General features: G+C 70.3%; 19 protein-coding genes. 10 read left to right on the plus strand and 9 right to left on the minus strand.

From position 1 onward, the window contains the following. The first annotated feature begins 453 nt into the window (after window positions 1-453). Genes O7635_RS07990 through O7635_RS08000 form a run of 3 tightly spaced genes read left to right on the plus strand, consistent with a single transcriptional unit; the run spans window position 454 to window position 4,169 of the window. Complete coding sequence (locus O7635_RS07990) at window positions 454-2,298, plus strand: SCO2524 family protein (protein WP_278079773.1); 1,845 nt, start codon at window positions 454-456, stop codon at window positions 2,296-2,298. A 6-nt stretch (window positions 2,299-2,304) separates the two neighbouring features. After that, entirely contained in the window at window positions 2,305-3,222 is a 918-nt protein-coding gene (locus O7635_RS07995; protein ID WP_278079774.1) for an SCO2523 family variant P-loop protein, read from the plus strand. Continuing rightward, window positions 3,219-4,169 (plus strand): SCO2522 family protein, encoded by a 951-nt coding sequence (locus O7635_RS08000; RefSeq protein ID WP_278079775.1) that lies wholly within the window; start codon window positions 3,219-3,221, stop codon window positions 4,167-4,169. The genes O7635_RS07995 and O7635_RS08000 overlap by 4 nt, the downstream gene beginning before the upstream one ends. A gap of 235 nt (window positions 4,170-4,404) precedes the next feature. Here the strand turns inward: O7635_RS08000 and O7635_RS08005 are convergent, their stop codons facing one another. Next, on the minus strand, window positions 4,405-8,742 hold the full coding sequence (locus O7635_RS08005) for a HEAT repeat domain-containing protein (protein WP_278079776.1): 4,338 nt from the start codon (window positions 8,740-8,742) through the stop codon (window positions 4,405-4,407). 180 nt (window positions 8,743-8,922) lie between these two features. Between O7635_RS08005 and O7635_RS08010 the strand changes: the two genes are divergently transcribed. After that, window positions 8,923-9,855 (plus strand): SCO2521 family protein, encoded by a 933-nt coding sequence (locus tag O7635_RS08010; RefSeq protein ID WP_278079777.1) that lies wholly within the window; start codon window positions 8,923-8,925, stop codon window positions 9,853-9,855. Here O7635_RS08010 and O7635_RS08015 read toward each other — a convergent pair whose 3' ends face one another. The 3 genes from O7635_RS08015 to O7635_RS08025 are packed head-to-tail and all read right to left on the minus strand — an operon-like array spanning window position 9,856 to window position 11,250. Continuing rightward, window positions 9,856-10,086 (minus strand): hypothetical protein, encoded by a 231-nt coding sequence (locus O7635_RS08015; protein ID WP_278079778.1) that lies wholly within the window; start codon window positions 10,084-10,086, stop codon window positions 9,856-9,858. A gap of 28 nt (window positions 10,087-10,114) precedes the next feature. After that, window positions 10,115-10,573: a large conductance mechanosensitive channel protein MscL gene (gene mscL, locus O7635_RS08020; protein WP_278079779.1), complete on the minus strand. Its 459-nt coding sequence runs from the start codon at window positions 10,571-10,573 to the stop codon at window positions 10,115-10,117. 8 nt (window positions 10,574-10,581) lie between these two features. Then, window positions 10,582-11,250 carry a FadR/GntR family transcriptional regulator gene (locus O7635_RS08025; RefSeq protein ID WP_278079780.1) on the minus strand — a complete coding sequence of 223 codons (669 nt, stop codon included), beginning with the start codon at window positions 11,248-11,250 and terminating at the stop codon, window positions 10,582-10,584. Window positions 11,251-11,291: 41 nt separating this feature from the next. Here O7635_RS08025 and O7635_RS08030 point away from each other — a divergent pair, with 41 nt between their 5' ends. After that, window positions 11,292-12,605 (plus strand): MFS transporter, encoded by a 1,314-nt coding sequence (locus O7635_RS08030; protein WP_278079781.1) that lies wholly within the window; start codon window positions 11,292-11,294, stop codon window positions 12,603-12,605. On the opposite strand, the gene O7635_RS08035 is transcribed toward O7635_RS08030, so the two are convergent. Then, entirely contained in the window at window positions 12,602-12,961 is a 360-nt protein-coding gene (locus tag O7635_RS08035; RefSeq protein WP_278079782.1) for an STAS domain-containing protein, read from the minus strand. The two genes, O7635_RS08030 and O7635_RS08035, sit on opposite strands and share 4 nt — an antisense overlap. Before the next feature lie 174 nt (window positions 12,962-13,135). Continuing rightward, complete coding sequence (locus tag O7635_RS08040) at window positions 13,136-13,702, minus strand: NAD(P)H-dependent oxidoreductase (RefSeq protein ID WP_278079783.1); 567 nt, start codon at window positions 13,700-13,702, stop codon at window positions 13,136-13,138. Window positions 13,703-13,803: 101 nt separating this feature from the next. On the opposite strand from O7635_RS08040, the gene O7635_RS08045 reads away from it, so the two are divergent. From O7635_RS08045 to O7635_RS08065, 5 genes are all read left to right on the plus strand, one after another. Further along, window positions 13,804-14,271 carry a MarR family transcriptional regulator gene (locus O7635_RS08045; protein WP_278079784.1) on the plus strand — a complete coding sequence of 156 codons (468 nt, stop codon included), beginning with the start codon at window positions 13,804-13,806 and terminating at the stop codon, window positions 14,269-14,271. Window positions 14,272-14,286: 15 nt separating this feature from the next. Beyond that, entirely contained in the window at window positions 14,287-14,832 is a 546-nt protein-coding gene (locus tag O7635_RS08050) for a dienelactone hydrolase family protein (protein ID WP_278079785.1), read from the plus strand. A 28-nt stretch (window positions 14,833-14,860) separates the two neighbouring features. After that, window positions 14,861-15,214, plus strand: coding sequence for a VOC family protein (locus O7635_RS08055; protein WP_278079786.1), 354 nt, complete (start codon window positions 14,861-14,863; stop codon window positions 15,212-15,214). 232 nt (window positions 15,215-15,446) lie between these two features. Beyond that, window positions 15,447-16,016 carry a DUF4352 domain-containing protein gene (locus O7635_RS08060; RefSeq protein WP_278079787.1) on the plus strand — a complete coding sequence of 190 codons (570 nt, stop codon included), beginning with the start codon at window positions 15,447-15,449 and terminating at the stop codon, window positions 16,014-16,016. After that, on the plus strand, window positions 16,004-16,450 hold the full coding sequence (locus O7635_RS08065; protein ID WP_278079788.1) for a hypothetical protein: 447 nt from the start codon (window positions 16,004-16,006) through the stop codon (window positions 16,448-16,450). Before O7635_RS08060 ends, O7635_RS08065 begins: the two co-directional genes overlap by 13 nt. Here the strand turns inward: O7635_RS08065 and O7635_RS08070 are convergent. Genes O7635_RS08070 through O7635_RS08080 form a run of 3 tightly spaced genes read right to left on the minus strand, consistent with a single transcriptional unit; the run spans window position 16,431 to window position 20,613 of the window. Continuing rightward, window positions 16,431-17,018: a hypothetical protein gene (locus tag O7635_RS08070; RefSeq protein ID WP_278079789.1), complete on the minus strand. Its 588-nt coding sequence runs from the start codon at window positions 17,016-17,018 to the stop codon at window positions 16,431-16,433. The genes O7635_RS08065 and O7635_RS08070 overlap by 20 nt on opposite strands. 9 nt (window positions 17,019-17,027) lie before the next feature. Continuing rightward, the gene (locus O7635_RS08075; protein ID WP_278079790.1) at window positions 17,028-18,557 is read right to left on the minus strand and encodes a hypothetical protein; all 1,530 of its coding nucleotides are present in this window, start codon (window positions 18,555-18,557) and stop codon (window positions 17,028-17,030) included. Window position 18,558: 1 nt separating this feature from the next. Beyond that, complete coding sequence (locus O7635_RS08080; RefSeq protein WP_278079791.1) at window positions 18,559-20,613, minus strand: hypothetical protein; 2,055 nt, start codon at window positions 20,611-20,613, stop codon at window positions 18,559-18,561. Between the last annotated feature and the right edge of the window lie 189 nt (window positions 20,614-20,802).

Here is a 20,802-nt window from a genome sequence, read left to right on the forward strand (position 1 = left end):
TATCCATCGACCAAGGTCGTGAACAGACGGAGATCGTCGCCATTCACATAGACGTAACGCGATAGCCATCGAAACCGGGACATTTACTCTGATCAAAAAAGACCACTGTCCGGCATCCGTCGAGGGGGTTGCCAAACCGTACGTTCGGCTACCACGATCCGACCACTCGGTCGGTCCACCCACTATGGATCTTGGAAGCATCACTGGCCACATGAGATGATCATGAAAGCCGGTGTACGCGGGCGATCGCGCGTCACCGCCCCGATCCATCGGCGTTTACGCAGGTGGAGACCGCCACTGTGGAACGGAGCCCACGGGCCTTTCGGCGGCCTTGACCCGTGGTCCATCATTGAGTGAAGCGGACGAATGAGGTGCACTCGTCATGCGTCCACAGTGTTCCCTCGAGTTGCTAGCTGGCGTCAGTGGAGTCAGGCGGATGGTGGTGCGCGACAGATGAGGATGCAGCCTCGTCAACAGCTGCTGGAGATCTGGAACGCGACAGTGCGTTCGTCCTGGTCCGACCGGGAGAAGAAGTGGAAGTTCGGTGGGCGTGACGCGCCCAACTCCATCGGCGACGCGGAGCAGCTGCTCTGCATCCTGATGCCGGCCACCAAGGTCGAGTCGTTCAAGCTCGACCGTCCGGACGAGACTTCCGAAGACATGATCCGGGCGCTCCGCCCGCTCGGCAACGCGACCGAGATCCCCAAGACGCTGATCACGATCCTCCGCGAATACTTCGACCGCTACAGCGACCCCGACGGCACTCCGATCTTCGCCGGCTCCTCCTACTTCAGTTCGTCGGGCCCGGCCCAGCCGTCCAAGGAGCAGCTCCGGCTCGACATCGTCGACTCGTTCGCCATGTCGGTCACGCTGTCGCTGTCGGTTCTCGGTTTCCTCAAGGTGCTCCGGTCCGTGGCGAGCCGCGAGGAGAACCGCAAGGAGATCGACTCGCTCGAAGAGCAGGCCAGCACCCGGCTGAGCGCGGCCATGACCGGCCTGCTGCGCAGCTTCACGGTCAACGTCTTCGACATCGACTCGAGCTTCGGCCAGGCGATGATCGGCATGATCAACCAGGAGAACCTGCCACAGCGCCAGGTGGTCAGCGCGCTGCGCCGCGACCTCCGGGAAACCATCGCGAGCTTCCGCGAGGTCCTGATCGGTTCCGGCCAGGTCGGCGACATCGACAGCCCCGACCGCCTGTTCGAGGTCGGCTGGTCCTGGGGCATCGTCAGCGGGGCCCCGCCCATCGAGACGACCGAGCCGGTCGGGCAGCAACAGAAGGGCTACGCCCAGGACGCGCCCTACCTCTACTTCACGGTCATCGCCGTCGACGCCATCGAAGACCTCTTCTCCGAGCGGACCCGCGTTCTCGGTCTGCTCAACGAGGAACAGCAGCGACTCTCGCGTGCGCTCCAGCTGCGCTGGGAGCTGACCCGGTCCTACTGGTCGACGATCGCGACGTTCGGCACCGGCCCGCGCTGGCCGGTCGAGGACATCCCCTGGCGCACCACTGACGAGGACGCGTCCGACTACTACACGCTGCTGGTCACCTCGCTCGCCGTCAAAGGCCTGGTGCAGGAGCGCGGCACCGACATCGAGCTGGGCCGCATCGGCGACGTGGTCTCCGAGCTGGCCAACCGTGCGCGGATCACCCGCCGGCCGTTCGACACCGACCCCGCGCTCAACCTGCACGCGCCGGGCGTACTCGTGCCGCTGGTCGGCAGCGAAGACGCCGGCGAGGCCCGGCTGCTGTGGACGGTCTCCGAGTTCTCGGCGCTGCTCTTCCAGCGCACCACTGTGATCGCCGGCCTGATCAACGACGCCGAGGGCCGCAGCCGCATGCTGGAGCTGGCCGACCGCACGTGGGACCACCTCAACAAGCGCCGCCTCGACAAGGGCTCCGGGCGCAACCTGTGGGACCAGCCGACGGCCGTCTTCGGCCAGCTGACCACCCGCTACGACAAGCCGTCCTGGTACTACACCCAGCGCGTCGTGCAGGGTCTGGTCACCACGGCCAACATGCTCAACCGCCCGCCGCTACGCAGTCCGCGGCTCGGCAACTACGCGTTCGACCTGCTGACCGAGGCCGAGCACCTCTACGACATGGAACTCCTCTCGGGCGCCGGCGACGCCGGCCCCCGCATGCGCGAGACGCTCAAGGTCGCGCAGATCCACCTGTCCCGGGCCCGCGAGATCCTGCCGGAGCGCCCCGGCACCGCGGCCGTCCTGGCTGCCCAGGTGCTGATTTCCCTGGACGAGTTGGCCGCCGCGCGGCGCGACGTGACCGAGGCAGGCTGAGCACAAATGTTGATCTTCGCGACCTCCGACAAGGGCGGCACCGGTCGCTCCGTCACCAGCAGCAACATCCTCTATCGGAGCGCGCTGCAGGGCAGCGACGTCTGCTACCTCGACTTCGACTTCGGCTCGCCCACGTCCGGGGCGATCTTCAACATCCCGGCCGCCCTGCACGGCACCACGCAGGGTGGTCTGCACTCCTACCTGCACGGCATCGTGGCCGACCCGCAGCGGCTGGAGATCTGGCAGGAGTCCGACCGGTCCAGCCTGCGCAGCCGCCCGCCGGGCGCCGGCCGGCTGGTCCTGCTGCCCGGTGACAGTGGCGGCGGCGAGTTCCCGATCACCAAGGAGATGATCGACCGGTGCGCGCGGCTCTTCCTGCACCTGGAGGAAGAGTTCGACCTGCTGCTGGTCGACCTGAGCGCCGGCCGGTCCTACGCGACCGAGATGGTGCTCGCGGCGACCGCGTCCGAGGCGTTGCGCAACATCCGCACGCGGTGGCTGGTCTTCCACCGGTGGACCCGGCAGCATGTGCTGGCGGCGGCCGGCCTCGTCTACGGCGAGCGCGGGATCCTGCACACCGGCGTCAGCCACGGCCATGACCGCGACGAGTTGGCCAACGCCCTGCGTTTCGTCCGCACCGCGGTGGTCAACCCCGACTCACCCGAGCTCGAGGGGCTGCGGCCCGCGCAGGTCGCGTGGCTGCGCGATGTGGACCGTGATCTGTCCGAACTGGCCAGCAGCCGCAAGGTCGGCCGGACCCTGCTGCTCGGCTCCATCCCGCTCGACCCGGTCCTGCAATGGCGTGAACAGCTAATTTCGGATAACGACGTGTGGTCGCGGCGCATCGCGAACCGTGAGACGCTGGAACAGTTCGACTCGTTGGCCAAAAAGATCGTCGACGATGCGGCCTGGGAGACGCTGTGACCGGAGTGGCATTCGAAGAGGCGGTCGCGCAACGGAGCGTCGAACGCGTTCCGTTGTCGCACCTTTCCATCGAGCTGGGTCACCTCTACATGGAAGAGTTCGCCGGCGGCATGGAGTCACTGCGCCGGCACTTCCGCCGTGTCGCGCCCTGGGCTCAGGCCGCGGCGCGCACGGCAGCGGCCAAGCCGGGCGGCAACCGCCCGCGGATCAGCACCTGCTTCCTGGTCGACGACTACTTCTCGCGGTTCAGCACGCCGCGTGAGGTGATCCCGATGCTGGTCGCGGCCGCCGAGGAAAACGGCCTCGTGATCGACTACCTGGCCCGCGAGTCCGGCTGTGCGGTCGCCGACGAGGTGCCCCTGGCCAAGCTGGTCGAGCAGGCGCTGGTCACCGACCCGGTGCCGGGCAGCAACGGCATCCGCCCGCCGACCACCGAGACCGGCTGGCTCTGCAACGGCCAACGCTCGCCCAACACGGTGGCGATCCCGGCGATGGCCGACAAGATCTGGCTGCCGCCGATGCAGAACGCCGCCAACCGCCACTCGATCTTCGTCGACGTCGAGCTGTGGGACATGGAAAACGGCATGCGCCGCTGGTCGTGCCCGTTCCTGGCCGCCGTCTGGCAGCTCATCCGGCTCGGCCTGCTCCGCCACAACGGCGAGGTCGTCACCACGCCCTGGCAGGTCGAGGAGCTCCCCGACGACTGGGACAAGCTGCCCGCGGTCGTCCAGCTCAACCCGCGCGCGGCGGCGTTCAGCGCCTACCGCACGTTCTCGGTGCTGGGGTCGCGGTTCCTCCAGGTCGAGCTCGCGGTGCGCACCATCCTCAACCAGGTCTCCATCGACCCGATCGTCCTCGACCAGGTCTTCACCCGCATGCGCGGCGAACAGATGGAACTGCCCAAGGAACTGGTCGACCGCATCGACTACGTCTTCATCGGCGAGTGAAACCGCAAGTGAGACCACGGCGCTAGTCGCCGATGTCGGGCTGGCTTTCGGAAACTGGGCCGGGCAGCCGGCCCCGCGCCTGAGCTGCGAAACCGCGGCAGTTGCGGTCGCCGCAGCATCGACGCCTTCATCGGCGGGTGAAACCGCTGGTGCGACTAGCAAGGCGTCGGTCGTCGGGTCGCCACACGGCGGCGTGCCGGCGACTGCGCTTTCGTCGGCGAGTTGCGGCGGCATGTCAGTCACCGATGTCGGGTAGGTGTTCGGGGTCGGCGCCGGGTAGCCAGCTCAGCGCCTGACCCGCGAGGCGGCGGAAGTTGCGGTCGTCGTCGTCGCTGGCCAGGCTGACCAGCAGCCGGCGGATCTCGGGGTCGGTGCCGAAGCGCTCGCAGAGGGCCCGCACCGACGCCTCGCGGATCGACCAGTCGCTGTCGCGCACCATGTCGACCAGCACCTGGCGCACCTCTTCGTGCGCGTAGAGGCGCTCGCCCAGCACGCGCAGCGCCTCGCGGCGGACGCGGAGGTCGCCGTCGTGCCGGACGGCGGCGATCAGCAGCTCGCGGATCGCCGGGTCGCCGCCGAACGACTCGCCCAGCGCCCGCAGGGCCGCAGCCCGGACCATCTCGTCGTCGCCGGTGGCTCGCAGCGCCAGCAGGTCGCGGTGCTCGTCGTCGATGCCGGCCGCGGCCAGGGCCACCGCCGCCTCGGTGACGACCAGCGCGTCGGGGTCGCGGCGCACCCGGTCGAGCAGGATGTCGCGCACCTCCGGCTCGGCCGCGTAGGGCTGGAGGGCCCGCGCGGCCGCCTCGCGGACGCGGGGATTGGCGTCGTTCTGCACGCGTGCGGTGATCACCGTGCGGGTGCCGTCGTCGGCGACCTTGGCGGCGGCCGCGAAGACCTGGCCGTCGGGATCGTCGCGGGTGCGTTCGAGGAGCAGCGCGACCACCTCGGGGTGGGTCGCGGCGTGCCGGGCGAGCGCGCGCACGGCGGCGCCGCGTACCTCGGAGTGCGCGTCCTGCCGGGCCCGCTCGAGCAGCTGCCGGCGGACGGCGGCGTCACCACCGCAGCGCTCGGCCAGCGCCTCGACGGCCGCGCGGCGCACGGTGCCGTCCGGGTCCTCGCCGACCAGCCGCGACAGCACCGCGCAGACCGACGCGTCGAGCCCGATCTTCTTGACCAACGACTCGGTCGCGGCCAGCCGGACCGCCGCGTCCGTGTCGGTGTGCGCGATCCGGGCGAGCGCCGTCGCGCCCGGCGCGAACCCGGGCAACGCCGCCGTCAACCCGCGGATCGCCATCAGCCGCACCTCGGCGGAGTGGTCCCGGCGGGCGCAGTCGACCAGCGCGGCGTGCACCTCGGCGTCGGTCCGGAAGTGCTCGCGGAGGATCTGCACGGCCGCCCGGCGGGCGATCTCGTCGGGGTCCCGGCCGGCCCGCTCGATCAGCAGGCCCTTGACGGTGTCGGCCGCGTCGAAGCGCTCGACCAGCGTCTTGGCGGCGGCGCTGAGCACGCCCGCGTCGCGGTCGTCGTGGAGCAGCGCGGTCAGCAGGCTCTTCACCGGCTGCCCGGAGCCGAGCCGGTCGGCCAGCACCCGCACCGCCGAGCGGCGGACGACGCCGTCGGGCTCGGCCCGGATCCGCTCGATCAGCAGCTCGCGCAGGTGCTCGTAGCCCAGGCCCCAGTCGTTGAGCGCGCGGGCGGCGACGGCCACCACCTCGGCGTCGCGGTCGGTGCGGACCCGGTCGACCAGCGCGCCGCGCACGGAGTCGTCGTAGGGCAGGCGCTCCATCATCTGCACGGCGGTGCGACGCACACCCGCGTTGCCGTCGCGGCGGGTGCGGTCAAGTAGTAGGCGGCGCACGGCGGACTCGTCGCGGAACCGCTCGCCGAGGGCCCGCACGGCGGCCAGCCGGACCGCGGCGTAGCCGTCGACGGTGGCGCGTTCGAGCAGGACGTCGCGGACCCGGGCGTCGGTGCCGAACCGCTCGCCGAGCGCCTCGACGGCGGCCAGCCGCACCCCGGCGTAGGCGTCGTCACGGGCGCGGCGGATCAGCTCCTCGCCGGCCCGGGACAGGGCGAGCTGGTAGGCCGTCCGGTTGGCGGCGGTGCCGGCCACCTGCGCGAGCTCGGCCAGGCCGGCGACGGCGGCGTACGAGGCCCAGCGGTCGTCGATCGCGCTCAGCACGGTGCTGAACAGGTCTTCGACGTGCTCCGACGGTGGCGCGAGGATGGCCGCGAGCTGGGCCGCGTAGGCCGACACCGAGCTCCAGATCAGCCGGACGCCGCGCCGCCTGTACCAGGTGAGGTAGATCCGCCCGCCCGGCCAGCCGGACCCGATCGTGCGGGCCGCCGGCAGGATCTCGGTCTCGATCAGCGCCATCGTGTCGCGGTCGTCGATCGAGACACAGTGCTCGATCAGCAGGATGATCCGGCGCAACAGATCCTGCGCGGGCCCGGCGACCGCGGTGTGCGGGTTGCGCACCTCGGCCAGACACTGCACGGCCAGCGCCAGGTTCCACGGCGGCTGGGCGAACGCGCCGGCGGGCCACGGGTGGTTGACCTGGGTGGCCAGCAGCGCGATCAGCTGCGCGGTGTGCCGCTCGTGCAGGGAGCCGGCCACCAGCCGGAGCACCTCGCGCCACGACGGGTCGGCCCAGTGCTCGACGAACAGCTCCTTGAGCTGGTCGAACTCCCACTGCTGATCGTGCTTGAACTTGCCGACCACCGCCTCGGCGCAGAAGAACTCGAGGAACGTGCGGTGCACGAAGCCGTAGAGGTGCGGGCCGTAGCGGCTGAGGATGAAGTTCCGCTCGCGGAACTGGTTGATCATCGCGCGGGCGATCTCGCGGGCCTCGGCCGGGTTCTGCTGGTAGCGCTCGGTCAGGTAGTCCTCGAAGACCTCGCTCAGGTCTTCGGCGCTGACGTAGTTGGCGGACAACCCGCGGACGCCGCTCTGCACCTTGTAGGCCAGCCGGCGCAGCAGCTCCTTCTTGTCCTCCGCGTCGATGAAGCCGGGGCTCTCGTATTGGTCCTGCAGGTGGCGGTTGATGTCCCAGTGCTCGACCAGCACGGTGGCGGCGTGGTCGAACAGCTTCCACCGCTCGCGGGGCAGCGCCTGGTGCTTGCCGATGATCGCCAGGATGGTCAGCAGCATCGGGTTGCCGGCCAGCTCCCGGATCGACGGCGAGTGCCGCATCGCCTCGAGCAGGCGGGCGCGCCGGGCCGCCGAGTCGGCGGGGCGGTCGTGCATCGCCAGGTCGTACCAGCTGGCCAGGAACTCGGTGATCTGGTTGTTGTCGAGGTCCTGCAACGTGAAGTGGGCGAAACCGAGCTCGCTGAGGGCGCGGCGGGCGTAGCCGATGATCCGCGAGGTGACGATCACCCGGACGTGCGGGAACTCGCCGGCGAACGCGGCGATCTGGTTGGCCACCGCCTCCCGGCGCCGCTTGTCGAAGATCTCGTCGAGCCCGTCGAAGATCACCACAGCCGGGCCGCCGCCGGTCAGGTAGCGCAGCAGCGCCGCCCGCTCCAGGCCCAGCCCGTCGAGGCCCGCGCGATGGTCGAGGTATTCGATGAAGTTGCTGCACTTGCCCTCGGCGTAGAGCGCGACGTAGGACCGCAGCTCGATGAAGAGCGGCAGGTGCCCGTCGAGCGGCCCCAGCCGGTCGTCGACCGGCGCACCGGAGTTGGCCAGCGCCAACGTGATGTAGCGGGCGGCTGTCGACTTGCCCGATCCCGGGTCGCCGAGCACCACGATCGCCTGGTTGTCGGGCGCGGCGACGACGTCGAACAGGCGGCGCAGCGGCTTGGCCCGGTAGGCCTTGTGGAGCAGCGCGAGCTCGTCGGGGTCGACCTCGTCGGGCACGTCCTCGGTCTCGAGATGCCCCTCGTATTGCATGCGCTGCCACCACTCGCGAGGCAGCTCGACGGGCGGTGGATCTTCGCGGACGGACTGCTCGATGAACACCGAGCTGAGCCGCATCTGTAGGTATTCGTCACGCTGCGGAGGCGTCAGCGCGTCGAGGTCGAGGCCACCATATTGCTGGTGGAGGCGGTCGTAGTAGCGCTTGAGGGTCTCACTGCTCAGTGACTGCAGGTGACCGGTCGGGCGGCCGATGTCGGCCAGGCAGTTGGCGACCGCGGCGGTGACCAACGCGGCGAGGTCGCCCGGGCCGCTGAACGTGCTGCACATGTGGCGCACCACGAGCTCGCTGCGCAACGCCTCGATCCGCTCGGCGTCGACACCACGATCGATGTGTACGCGCGGCCACGGCGCTTCCTCGTCGAGCAGGAAGATCAGGCAGGGCTTGCCCATCGCCTCGGCCTGCCGATATTCGAGCTCGGTGATCGACCGGTCGTAGCCGGGCGGCACGAAGCCGTAGCGCCAGGCGAAGATGCCGACGTAGAGATCGCACTCCGCGACGTCTTCGAGGCAGCGCTCGACCGGTCGGCGATCTTCGGCCACATAGGACTCCATGGCCACGTCTTCGACCCGCAACCGCCGGAGTGCCAGCTTGACCGCGGAACGGCACTCTTCGAGATCACGGAACGTTGCAGAGACGTAGACCTTGGTCAACGCGGCTCCTCGATTACGCGAGCGACACGCGTCGTTACCGTACCAATATTCGGCAAGCCACGGGTTCCCCGGGCATCGGGCTTGATCAAAATATCGTCTGGGTGGCATTCCGCGCGGCGGCCTTGCCCAGCGGGCGGACCATGCGATGTGATTGCGCCGCAATCTTCTTCGGAGGCGGACATGCTCACGTTCGGCGAGGTCCACACCGGACTCCTGCAGAACTCGACCTCGCTGCCCTGGGACGCCACCGCCGAGGTGCTCAACCTGTTGGTCGGCGAGCAGGTCCGGCGGTCCGAGCGCCCGATGGCGTACGCCGTCTCACCCAATCTGTTGACCAGTGTGGACTGCCGCCTGCCGGCGCTCTCGGGCAAGGTCATCCGCGGCGTCGGCACAGTGATCACCCGGGCGTCGATCACCGGTGGCCACGTGGCGCAGGGCTCGGGTCACACGGTCGTGGTCAAGAGCACCGCGAACAGGCGACTCTCCTGGTCGCACTACCTCACTCGGCCGGGCACGATCGAGGCCATCGGCAAGGCCGACGTGGCCGACATGGCCCGCGGGTTCGCCGGCACCAGCCAGGCCCTGGGCACTCTCAATCTCGGCGCCATCAGCGGGCGGACGCTCGACGCGGTGCAGCGCTCCACCCGGCTCGACCGCAACCCGCCGTTCCGCACGCAGCGCACCCACATGCGCTGGGTGGTGACCCCGACCGACGAGCCCGGCGCCGAGGCGACCGGCACGTTCCGGGTCGTCAGCCCGACGCTGCGGGTGCTGGAGCTGATCGTGCCGCGCGAGCACGTCGCGTCGATCGTCGACCTCTGCGAAGACCTCGCGCTGCACGACTGGCTGCTCACCACGCTGCTGGCGCTGATGGAGTCGAGCCTCACCGGGCCGGGCACCCGGGCGCAGCGGATCGCTCGGCTGCGCCCGGCCATCGACACCCTGCTGCACCTGTGGATGCCCGCCGCCCGGGTCGACGAGGCGGTGCTGCCGGTCTGGCGTGACCTCGAACGCCGGCCCGGCTTCACCCGGCAATGGGACGCCTCGGTCAGCCGGATCCGCGATCAGATGACGCTCGGCACCCTCGCCCTGCTCGAGTCGGCGACCGCCTGATCACTGCGGTGGTCGGGCCGAGAGCTCCCGCCACTCGAAGGGCCCGACGAGGAGGTCGCGCACGCGGTCGTACGCTTCCTCCTCGCTGCCGAACTCGTAGAAGTGGGAGACGCCGTCGGCGCCGCCCGCCCGCTGCTCGACATGCCATGCATCACCGTCGATCCGCAGGTAGACGTCGCGCCGCGCGGCGCGTCCCCACTTCCCGTTCCACCAGTGCTTTCGCTGCTCCATGGTGGGAGAGTATCGAACATACGTTCGACTATCGCTGGGTCGGGGGGTTTTCTCGCTCGCCGAGCACCTGGTCCAGGGCGCCACGGTGCTGGCCGGGCACGCGACCGCCGGCGACCAGGGCGTCGCGGATCTCGGTGAGGAGCTTGACCTCTTCGCTCGGGGCAGCGGGCGGGGGCTCCTCACCGCGGCGCCGGCGCTCGGCCAGCTTGTTCATGGGGAAGATCACGAGGAAGTAGAGGGCGGCGGCGGTCAGAAGGAACGTGATGAGCACGTTGATGAACGCGCCCCACTCGATGTAGTTGTTTGTGCTGATCTCGGACCGCCCGCCGACCCGGTTGTTCCCAGCGCCGATGAGCTTGAGGAACGGCTCGAGGAACGACTTGGTGAACTGGGTGACCACGCCGGTAAACGCCGCGCCGATCACCACGCCGACCGCGAGGTCGACCACGTTTCCGCGCATGATGAAGTCTTTGAAGCCCTTAAGCATGGCTCACCCTATTCCCGGGTTGGTGCCTCCAGGAACTTGCCCGCTTCATGTGCCGCGAGGTCGGGGTCGCCGGCCCGGATGGCCGCCACCAGTCGACCATGGTCGATGTGGGTCCCGGCCCGCATCGCCGGCTCGACCGCCACGGCCACCGATGCCTTGATGGCCGCGCCGATCGACGCGTACAGCTCCGCCAGCATCGGGTTGTGTGCCGCGGCCACCACCGCGACGTGCAGGTCGGCGTCGACGTCGACGAACACCTCGGGGTCGCCGGTCTCCCACGCCGCGTCCCGCGCAAGGAGCGCCGCGTCGAGCCGGTCCAGATCCTCGGGCGTACGCCGGAGCGCCGCCAACCGGGCCGCCTCGACCTCGAGGGCCCGCCGCACCTCGACGGTGTGCCCGATGCCAGCGGCGCCGAACTTGCGGGCGACCACGCCGGTGAGCTCGTCGGTCGACCGCACATAGGTGCCGGAGCCCTGCACGCACTCGAGCACGCCGGAGTGGGTCAGCGCCCGGACCGCCTCGCGCACCGTGTTGCGCCCGACGCCGAGCATCTCCACCAGCCGCGGCTCGGTGGGGATCCGGCTCCCGACCGGCCACTCGCCGGCCTCGATCTGCTCGCTGAGCCGCGAGATCACCTGCTGCACCAGCGTCGAGCGCGCGAGTGTCATGCGTAACATCACCCCACCATAAATCGTCCCATGATTCTAGGCTGTCCTTCGTGACCGCTACCAACACCGCGCCCACCCGCGTCCAGCCCCGCCAGATCCTGCTGGTGCTGATCGGCATCGTGATCGTCGCGGTCAACCTCCGCGCGGTGGTCACCTCCCTCGGCGCCCTGCTCGACGAGGTGCGCGACGGCCTGCACCTCTCCGGTGCGCTCGCCGGCGTCGTCACCACGATCCCCACCCTCGCGTTCGCGGTCTTCGGCGCGACCACGCCGTGGCTCGTCCGCCGGGTGGCGCCGGCCCGGCTGCTGGTCGGCGCGATGGCGGTGCTCGCGATCGGCCAGGTGCTGCGGGTGCTCACCGACGCGCCGGCGGCGTTCATCGCATTCAGCGCGCTGGCGCTGGCCGGCATCGCGGTCGCCAACGTGCTGCTGCCGATGATGGTCAAGCAGCACTTCCCGGACCGGCCCGGCCTGGTCACCGGCGCCTACACCGTCTCCATGTCGGCCGGCGCGGCCGCGGCGTCGGCGACGGCGGTGCCGGTCGCGCACGCGTTCGGCTCGTGGCGGGCCGGTCTCGGCGTGTGGGCACTGCTCGCCGCGGTGGCCGTCCTGCCGTGGCTGCCGGCGGCGCTGCGCCGCGGCCAGCAGGTGGTCCGCCGGCCCGGTCACCACCGCGGCGCCCGGATCAACCCCGCGCGCACCCGGATCGGCTGGGCGATGGCGGTGTTCTTCGGCATGCAGTCGATCGCCGGCTACGCCACGATGGGCTGGCTGCCGCAACTGTTCCGGGACGCGGGCTTCAGCCCTCAGACGGCCGGCCTGCTGCTGGCCGGCGTGACGCTGTTCGCGCTGCCCTTCGCGCTGCTGATGCCGGCGCTGGCGGGTCGGGTGCGGCGGCTCGCGCCGCTCCTGCTGACGCTGACCGCGCTCGCCGCCGTCTCGTACGTCGGGCTGGCGATCGCCCCGCACGGCGGCGCGGTGCTCTGGGTCACGCTGATGGGCATCGGCCAGACGGTCTTCCCGGTGAGCCTGGTGGCGATCGGTTTGCGGGCCCGCACGCCCGAGGGCACGGTGGCGCTGTCCGCCTTCGCGCAGAGTGTCGGCTATCTGTTCGCCGCGCTGGGTCCGCTGCTCGTCGGGATTCTCTACGAGGCGACCGGCGGCTGGATCGCGCCGATCGGCGTGCTGGGCGGGGCCCTGGTCGTGCAGGCGGCGGCCAGCCTCGTGATCAGCCGACCGAGCTACGTCGAGGACGAGGCGCACGCACCCGGCGCGCACGAGCCGGTGGAGGCCGTCAAGCCCACGCCGGCGGAGGTGCTGGCCGAGACCGGCCCGCTCGCGGAACCACTCCGCGAGGCCGCCTAACCGGCGGCGGGCTCTGCGGCGTCGGCGGCGACGGCCTCGTCGACCGTCGCGTAGGTGTGCAGCACCTCGACCAGGCCGCTGACCTCGAGGATGCGGCGCACGCCCCGCTGGGGAGCGGCCAGCCGCACGACACCGCCGGCGTCGTCGGTGCTGTTCTTCGCGCGCACGAAGACGGACAGCCCGGTCGAGTCGCAGAACGAGACCTCGGTGAGGTCGAAGACCAGCCGGGACCGGCCGCGGTCGAGTAGGTCGGTGATCTGGTCCTGCAGCTGCGGCGCGGTGGCCATGTCCAGCTCGCCACCCACCGCCACCACGACGATGTCGCCGCGCTGTTCCGTGTCCACCGTCAGGGACATGCTCGACCTCCTGTGTCCGGGGGAACGGTACTCCACCGGACGGTGGGAGAGCACGGAACCGGTCGGTTCTGCGCCCGGACGGTGACCTCGCTGGGCGTACGAAGCGGCCCGAGGGCCTGCCGTGGCTGTGCTGTCCGGTGGCAGGCCCTCGGGCCGTGCTGCGCGGGGTGCCGGTCAGGCAGCCGTGCCGCGCAGCGGAGCGAGCGCCCGGCTCCACTCGACGACCTGGTCCAGGGTCGTGTGGAGCGCGTCGGCCTGGTGCTCGCCCGGCTTGAAGGTGCTGAAGTTCTCGAAGTCGTGGAACAGCGAGAGCATGACCTGCGAACGGACGTCCGCCAGCTTGAGCTCACCGGCGACGAGACGCAGGTTCTCGACGGCGCGGGCGCCACCGACCGAGCCGTAGCTGACGAAGCCGACCGCCTTGTTGTTCCATTCGGCGAACAGGAAGTCGATCGCGTTCTTCAGGGCGCCCGAGGTGGCGTGGTTGTACTCCGGCGTCACCATCACGAAGCCGTCGAACGAGGCGATCTTCTCGGCCCAGGCCAGCGTGTGGGGCTGGCTGTACTGGCCCATGCTCGGCAGGCCGATCTCGTCGAGGTGCGGCAGCTTGTAGTCCAGCAGGTCGACGAGCTCGAACTCGGCGTCGGTCCGCTTGGACGCGTGCTCGTACACCCACTTGGCGACGGCCTCGCCGTTGCGGCCGGGGCGGGTGCTGCCGAGGATGATTCCGATTCTGGTCACGATGGTGTCGTTCCTTGCTCGGGGGGAGGACTCCGGTTAAGTCCTTGCTTCGTCAAGCAAACATACGAGCAGTTCCTTGCGCCAGCAAGTATCATGGTCGTATGCGTCCCGTCACAGCCGAGCCGATGGAGCCCTTGAGCGCCTCCGAAGAGGCACTGGTGCGCGCGCTGGGGCGGGTGATCATCGTGCTGCCCAAGCTGCTCGACCACGACCTGCGCGAACGCGCAGGGATCTCGCTGACGGACTACAGCATCCTGATGCACCTGTCCGAGGCGCCCGACCGGCAGCTGCGGATGAGCGAGCTCGCCGGCCGCAGCGACCTGTCACTGAGCGGCATGACCCGCGCGGTGGCGCGACTCGAAGGCGACGGTCTGGTCAAGCGGACGCGATGCGGAGAGGACGGACGCGGCTGGTACGCGATTCTGACGCCGGCCGGCCTGCGCCGGCTGGAGGAGGCCTACCCCACCCACCTGTGGTCGACCCGACGCCGGATCAGCGAGCACTTCGCCGGTCTCGACGAAGCGGAGATCACGCGCGCGCTCGACAAGGTGGGCTGCGCCGGCGACTGACGCATCGGTGGCACGATGATCGCAGCGTCGCCCACCGGCCGCGGCATCGTGATCTTCCCGGACGTACGCGGACTGCACGTCTTCTATCAGGATCTGGCGTCCAGCTTCGCCGCGGCCGGCCTGTCCGCGCTGGCCTTCGACTACTTCGGACGGACGGCGGGTCGCGGCGAGTCGTTCGCTTACAAGGAGCACGTCGACCAGCTCGACTTCGCGACCGTACGAGCGGACGCGTCGGCGGCCGCGGCCCGGCTGCGCTCGGCCGGCGTGACGTCGCTGTTCACGGTCGGCTTCTGCTTCGGCGGCGCGATGTCGTTCCGCCAGGCCGCGGCGGGCGACGACCTGCGCGGCTCGATCGGGTTCTACGCCATCCCGTCCGCGTCGCCGGTGGCCGAGGTGGAACAGTTCGCCGACCGCGTGCGGTCGCACGGTGTCGAGGTCCGGATGACGGTCTACCCGGACGCCGGCCACAGCTTCTTCGACCGCAACTTCGGCCAGCACCAGGCCGACGTCGAAGACGCGTGGCGCCAAATGCTGACCTTCATCGACGAACACGCCGCGTGACGACAAATCAGGACTAGGCTGTAAAGATATGGCGCTACAGACCCGTATGGTCACGTTCGACTGTGCCGACCCGGCGAGGCTGGCCAGCTTCTGGGCGGCCGCGACGGGCTTGCGCGAGTCGTGGCGCAAGGAAAACGACTTCCTCATCCTCGGCGAGACGCCCGGCCTGTGCCTGGGCTTCCAGCGGGTCCCGGAACCCAAAACGGTCAAGAACCGAGTCCACCTGGACTGGAGCAGCGACGGCGACCCGGCCGCGGAAATCGACCGCCTCCTCGACCTGGGCGCCACGGTCATCGACCGCCAACACATGCCGCAAGGCTTCGGCTGGACAGTCCTGGCCGACCCGGACGGCAACGAGTTCTGCGTCGCCACGCCGGCCTAGATCTGCCAGCACCGAAGTCGTTGTCGGTTATTTGACACGCCGGTCACGGTAATCGCCATCGGCCTTCCTGGGTCCGTACCGCGATTCGGACAGATAACTATGCACACCGACCGTTGCCTCCCGCCGAACGGTTGGGCCAACCATGCCCAGCCATCCACTTCCCATCCGTATCGACACGGTCCAAGGTGAGTCCTCTCGCAATTAAGTCGCACTTAAATGTGGAGGAATCGAAATGCATAAGCGCCCCATCCTGACCACTGTCGGTCTCGTTCTCGGTGCGGTGATTGCCATCGGCTGCGGCAGTGGTGGCGACAGCGGTGACGACGTGACGGTCAGCTCCGGGGCGGGTGATACCAGCACCTCGACCCCAGCCGCGGAGGAAGGCAAGCCAGAGCGGCCGGTGATGGCGAAGATGGGCGACACGATCACCGTCGACTCGTCGTTGTTCGGGCAGGGCGACCAGGTTGTGGCGTTCACCGTCGCCAAGGGGAAGCAGCTCAAGCCGGCCAATGAGTTCGACGACCCGAAGGGCGTCTATTACGGCGTCACGCTGACTGTTCTGGTCAAGGCCGGTAGCCATTTCGCCAACCCTGGCGACATCTCGCTGGTTGCGGCCGACGGCGAGGTATTCGAAACCACCTTCACGATGCACGACGGGCTGTTCGACTCGGCAGACCTCGGCAAGGGCCAGAAGAAGGCCGGACTCGTGGTATTCGACGTGCCCAAGGCCAAGCTCAAGGGTGCCCAGATCCAGGTCAAGTCGTTCTGGGACGAGACGGCCTATGGCGTTTGGACGATTTAGCGATCGGTATTTGTCGCTCGCATCCGCAGGTGGGCGAAAAGGCGCTCCACCTGCGGATGCAGGCATCCGGTTCGCTGGTGATCTCGGCGATGCGGGCGCTCTACGACGCCGAGTGGATCCGAGCGACTGATCCGGCCGGCGCCGCCGACGCGTGGCGGCAGGCCGAGCAGGCGTGCACCGTGGTCCCCCTGCGCTGGAGCGCGGCCTACGCCGGCTGGCGGCTGACCGAGGCGCTGCTTGCCGAAAGAGGGGCGCGGGACCAGGCCGCGGCCGCTCTGCGGCGATGCCACACGTTCGCCACCACACTGCCGGCCGAACCGCTCCTCGCCGTCAGCACCCACATCTCGCACATGCTGGCCAAGACCGGTACCGCCAACCGTGTCGAGCTGGCCCAATTGGCCCGCCGCCGCGGCGTCAGTCAGGGAGCGGGGTGACCACGATCGAGCGGTAGCTGAAGAAGATGGGGACCGGCGACCCGCCTTCGACGCGGTATTTGGCGGTGAACGTCGTGCGGCCCGGGCTCAGGCCTTCCAGCACCGTCGTCGACGCGACCGGCTGGGTCACCGTGTAGGGGGCTTCGATGCCGGTCAGCGACAGTGACGACCGCGCCGCGCGGTCGAGGCTCGGCGCGATCTCGTTGGCGCCGACGGCCTCGAACGACATCGCGCCCGCCTGCGACAGCACGTCGTTCTCCGAGGAGCCGTAGGCGATCGTGGCGCCGACGGTGACGGCGCACCGCCCCGACCGGCCGACCGAAACGGTCACCGCCGGCCCCAACGTCGCCAGGTCGACGAACATCTCCTGGACGGCTCCCGCCGGGTCCACTTCGGTCACGCTGTCGGCCACCGGGTTGAGCGGGTCGGGTCGCGTGAAGGCCACCACGCCGTAGGCAGCCGCGCCGCCGCCGATCAGTCCACAAAGGCCCGAGAGGAGCAACTGCCGGCGTGACATCCGCACGGCCCTCGACCCGGCGGGCGGCGGCTCCGTCGACAGGTCGATCATCTTCAAAGCTTACGCGGAGACGCCCGCGTGTGTGAGCCAGCGTTCGCGCGGGGAGAGCCGCAGCCGGACCCGGCCTGGGCCCACGAGCCGGGTGTCGGACAGCTGCTCCAGCGTGCGTTCCTGGACCCGCTCGGCGACCTCGTCGAGCACGGCCTGGGCGTCGGCCACGTCGCGCGGCGCCTGCGCCAGCAACACCACCAGCTTGGCCCGGCCGCGGACCAGATCGCCGCGCCCGACCCGGGCTTGCGCGTACGCCACCTCGGTGTGCTCGGCGTAGGGCGCCAGGTTCTGCTCGACCATCGACAGCAGGAGCGGTGACCCGACCGTGCGGTTGGGCAGGTCCCAGCGCAACCACAGCGGGTAGGGCACGCGGCCCGTGACCGACGCGCCGGTCCGCCGGCTCGACTGGGGGAACGAGCAACGCATCGGCGGGCTCAGCGCCACCTTGAAGCCGGCGAACGCGTCGTGGTCGCTGTGGTCGGCGCCGTCCGCGTCGTAGGTGCGGCAGCGTTCCGCGATCAGTTTGACCGCGTCGTCCCAGTGCCCGGACCAGGCCGGTGCCGCCACGTCCGCGCCGTCGCCGAGCGGGAGGACGAGGTTGATGAAGCCGATCTTGCGTACGCTCGACACGGCCGCTGCCAGCACGCCGACGCCGTTGGCCCGGATCCGGGCGATCACGTCGGCCGCCATGCCCAGCCGGGCCGGCCCCATGACGCTGGCGATCATCGCGTGCTTGGGCAGGTGCATCGGCGTCTCTGGGAACATCCGGGCCCGCACCTGCCGGTAGCGCTCGCGGTCGAAGCCACGGATCGTGAACCACTCACCGGGTACGCGGTTGAAGCGGCGGTCGTTGAGTTTCAGGCCCAGTCCGTATTCCTCGGCCAGCGCGACCAGCCCCTGCTCGAAGTCGAGCCGGGCGGTCGGTTCGTGCGGGTCGACCAGCGCCGACAGGCGCACGCACGGGCCCAACGCGTCTCTCAGCCGCTCCAGCGAACCGTCGCCGCGGGCCGAAACCTGCTGGTCGATGAACGGCGCGACCGGTGAGTGCAGGTGCACGATCGGCCCGCGGCCGCGGTCGACGGCGAGCTGGCACGTCTGCGCGAGCACCACTCCGGTGACCAGGCAGTCGCGATAGGACGGTGCCCAGTGCGTGCTGTTGAGGGTCAGCAGCGCCTCGATCCGGCGGTTGGGCTCGTTGAGGAAGCCGGGGTTGGGGACGGAGAAACCGTCGTACGCGAAGGTGTCGGGGCGTTCGGTCGCATGTGGAGCGCCGAGCTCGAACGGCTCGCTGAAAACCGTGGCGGCGGTCGGCCAGGCGCAGACGGACATGGCGAGGCCGGCGACCGAGAACAGCCAGAAGTCGCTCGGCCATTGCGCCAGGTCGTGCAGCGGTGGGTCAAACGCCGGGACCGGCTTGGTCAGCCCGGCGGTCGCGAGCCCGGCCGGCCCGTGGATGACCCGCAGGCGTACGGCCGACGTGTCGGCGCCCGCCGCCTCGGCCGCGATCCGCGCCAGCTCCGACGACCTCGACGTGCGCATCTCACACCTCCCCCCGTGCGTCGAAGACGGCGTCCGGCGCGTAGGTCCGGCGCTGCCGCCGCTCGGTGGCCCGCAGCCAGCGCGGCAGGCGGGCCGATCGGGGCACGGGGCTGCGCCGGCGCGCCCGCCGAGACACGAACTCGAGCAGGCAGCACAGCAGGATCAGCCCGAGCACCGCCATGCCGAGCTGGAACGCCCGCGTGATCGCGTGGTCGGTGTGCACGGCCCCGGCGGCGATGGCCAGGCCGGTGGTCACCACCACCGACGCGATCGCGAGCGAGCGCTGGAACTGGCGCAGCTGACCGAGCACGGAATGGGTGCTCGGCAGGTCGAGCCGAGCGATCAGCAGGCCGGGCACCAGCAGCAGCACCGCCACCACGGCGTCAGCCTGCTCCGGGATGGAGCCGGATCGGATCTCGCCCGAGTAGAGCCACTGTGGACCGCCGGTGAGCAGCGTGCCGATGCCGAGCACCACCAGCGCCAGGCCGGCCACCACGCGGGTGATCGCTTCGATGAGGGCCGGCGCCTCATCGGCGAGCGACAGGTAGGCGACCGCGCGTACGGGCTCGGTGGAATGCGGGCTGAGGTCGATGTTGGGGCGGCGCCAGTGCGCGTGCGCGCCGTGCTCGCGCGGGTCGTTGTCGGTGGTGATGTCGTGGCCGAGCTGGAAGCGCCGGATGCCGTCGGCCAGCGCGGGCAAGGCGGGGCCGGCGAGCGGACTGCGGGCGAGATGCCGCAGACCGTCGGCGGAGTAGTGGGCGGCGAACGCGGCCAGCACGGGAACCGAGCAGTCGCCGCGCCCCAGTGCAGCGACGACCTCGTCGCTGTCCATCGCCGGCGGATCGACCCGCGGCGCGACTGCGCCCAGCGACCGGTGCCGCTCCGCGATGTAGCGGCGGTAGCTGGTCAGGTCGGTCAACCGCCGCCGGCCGACCTCGGCGAGCCGCGACGCGATGCCCTGCAGCTCGAGCTCGAGCAGCTTGCGATGCGGGGCCTGACCGGCGCTCGCCTCGGCGAGCATCTCGACGTCCTGGGTCAGCGTCTGCACGAAGTCGTCGTCGACGTCGCTGGACATCACGAACCGGCGGACACTCACCTCCTCGTTGACCTCGACGGTGAGGTGGTAGGCGCCGACCGCACGCGGGATCGCCGTCTCGTATTCGACGACGAACTCGCGGTTGACGGGCAGGACGCTCTGCACGAAGCGTTGCCAGGGTGCGCTGGGCCGGCGCCCCGGCAGCAGCGGCGCGTCCCAGACGAGGTAGCGCCGGGGCGTGGCGGCGTCGAGCAGGACGATCAGCATGTATTGGCTGCAGGCGAGGCTGAGCAGGTGGGCGAACGGCAGCCGGGTGCCGCTGCGGCCGTCGGCGGGCCAGAGCTCGTCGAGCCCGGCCAGCGCGAGATCGCGTACGGCCCGGGCGTCGACCTCGCGGTCACCCGGCGCCCGCGGCGGCAGCAGCGCGTAGTCGAGGGGCGTGCGGATACCGCGCTCGGGCAGGGAGCCGGCGCTGACCAGCTCGGCGATGGCCGCCTCCACGAGCCACCGCGAGCGCTGGTGCGTGTGCCGCAGCCGGTGCACGACGGTGTCCCTGATCGTCACGTCCCGGTGCGCGTCGATCAACATCGACAACAGCCGGACGAACGCGGCCGCGGTGACCCGGTTGGAGTCGCGGTGGGTGAACCGGGGCACGACCGCGCCGGTCGAGTCCTTGACCACGACGGGCGCGAGGTCGCTGCGGCTGTAGCGGGAAACCGGAATCCAGAGCGAGGTGCCGTGCCCGGCCTCGGTCGGCGCCACGATCCGGCGCCGCTGGGCACCGGCGATCGCCTGCAGGTCGACGTCGACGCTGACGGAGCGGGTCATGTGGCCACGGTCGATCAACGTCAGATGCTCGGCGACGCGCGGGACGTGGTCGAGCCGGAGCGAGAGGTCCATCAGGGCGAGACCGAGGGCGGCCTCGCGCTGGGTGTAGGTCGGCGGCGCGGAGGGCACGGGCAGGGTCTCGATCAGGGCCCGAAGGTCACGGAACGGATCGCCGGCAACCGCATCCGGCACACTGCCGCGCCTCGCCGCAACCCGCATGGCCGACCCCGCCTTCGCCGCGCCTGCCGCCAACCTATGCGACCGACCTAACGACAGCCACCGATAAAGCGGCACCGTGTCCGGAAGCGGACACGCGACGGAGGTGGCGGGGTTCCGCCATGGCGGAAGCTCGTCCTCGGCAGGCCTTCTTCTCGGCCCGCC

Source organism: Asanoa sp. WMMD1127 (assembly GCF_029626225.1).
Taxonomy (GTDB): domain Bacteria; phylum Actinomycetota; class Actinomycetes; order Mycobacteriales; family Micromonosporaceae; genus Asanoa.

Coding starts and splice junctions, on each gene's coding strand:
- O7635_RS07990 (WP_278079773.1), top strand. CDS start 454: ATGAGGATGCAGCCTCGTCAACAGCTGCTGGAGATCTGGAACGCGACA.
- O7635_RS07995 (WP_278079774.1), top strand. CDS start 2,305: ATGTTGATCTTCGCGACCTCCGACAAGGGCGGCACCGGTCGCTCCGTC.
- O7635_RS08010 (WP_278079777.1), top strand. CDS start 8,923: ATGCTCACGTTCGGCGAGGTCCACACCGGACTCCTGCAGAACTCGACC.
- O7635_RS08015 (WP_278079778.1), bottom strand. CDS start 10,086: ATGGAGCAGCGAAAGCACTGGTGGAACGGGAAGTGGGGACGCGCCGCG.
- mscL (WP_278079779.1), bottom strand. CDS start 10,573: ATGCTTAAGGGCTTCAAAGACTTCATCATGCGCGGAAACGTGGTCGAC.
- O7635_RS08025 (WP_278079780.1), bottom strand. CDS start 11,250: ATGTTACGCATGACACTCGCGCGCTCGACGCTGGTGCAGCAGGTGATC.
- O7635_RS08035 (WP_278079782.1), bottom strand. CDS start 12,961: ATGTCCCTGACGGTGGACACGGAACAGCGCGGCGACATCGTCGTGGTG.
- O7635_RS08045 (WP_278079784.1), top strand. CDS start 13,804: ATGCGTCCCGTCACAGCCGAGCCGATGGAGCCCTTGAGCGCCTCCGAA.
- O7635_RS08050 (WP_278079785.1), top strand. CDS start 14,287: ATGATCGCAGCGTCGCCCACCGGCCGCGGCATCGTGATCTTCCCGGAC.
- O7635_RS08055 (WP_278079786.1), top strand. CDS start 14,861: ATGGCGCTACAGACCCGTATGGTCACGTTCGACTGTGCCGACCCGGCG.
- O7635_RS08060 (WP_278079787.1), top strand. CDS start 15,447: ATGCATAAGCGCCCCATCCTGACCACTGTCGGTCTCGTTCTCGGTGCG.
- O7635_RS08070 (WP_278079789.1), bottom strand. CDS start 17,018: ATGATCGACCTGTCGACGGAGCCGCCGCCCGCCGGGTCGAGGGCCGTG.
- O7635_RS08075 (WP_278079790.1), bottom strand. CDS start 18,557: ATGCGCACGTCGAGGTCGTCGGAGCTGGCGCGGATCGCGGCCGAGGCG.